1 pseudogene is annotated in these 559 nt (G+C 70.1%); it reads right to left on the bottom strand.

Annotated elements, in window-relative coordinates:
• Window positions 1–559 (bottom strand): annotated as a pseudogene (locus TW83_RS17645) (phosphoglucosamine mutase); the annotation flags it as partial.

The raw sequence follows: 559 nt of genomic DNA, 5'->3' as shown, positions 1-559 counted from the left end.
CGCGCCCAGCACCTGCATCGCGGCAACCAGCCCGTCGCCGGTGGTGGCATAGTCGGTCATCACGATATGGCCCGATTGTTCGCCGCCCAGGTTGAAGCCGCCCTCGCGCATTCGCTCGACCACGTAGCGGTCACCGACCTGCGTCCGTTCCAGCCGCAGGCCGCGCGCGGTCAGGTAATGCTCCAGCCCCAGGTTCGACATGACCGTGGCGACCAGGGCGCCGCCTGCAAGCCGGCCCTGTTCGGCCCACCGCCCGGCCAACAGCGCCATGATCTGGTCACCATCCGCCACGCGGCCCGTCTGGTCCACGATCACCACCCGGTCGGCATCGCCGTCCAGGCTGATTCCCAGATGCGCGCCATGGGCACGGACCGCATCGGCGCAGGCCTGGGGATGCGTGCTTCCGACGCCGTCGTTGATGTTGAACCCGTCCGGCTCGACGCCCAGGGGGATCACATCCGCGCCCAGTTCCCACAGGACGTCGGGCGCGGCGCGATAGGCGGCGCCGTTCGCGCAGTCCAAGACCACCTTCAGCCCGTCCAGCCGCAGCTTGGCCGGG

It is taken from the genome of Paracoccus sp. S4493, assembly GCF_000967735.1.
Lineage (GTDB): Bacteria > Pseudomonadota > Alphaproteobacteria > Rhodobacterales > Rhodobacteraceae > Paracoccus > Paracoccus marcusii.
This window is presented reverse-complemented; position numbering and strand designations above follow the sequence as displayed.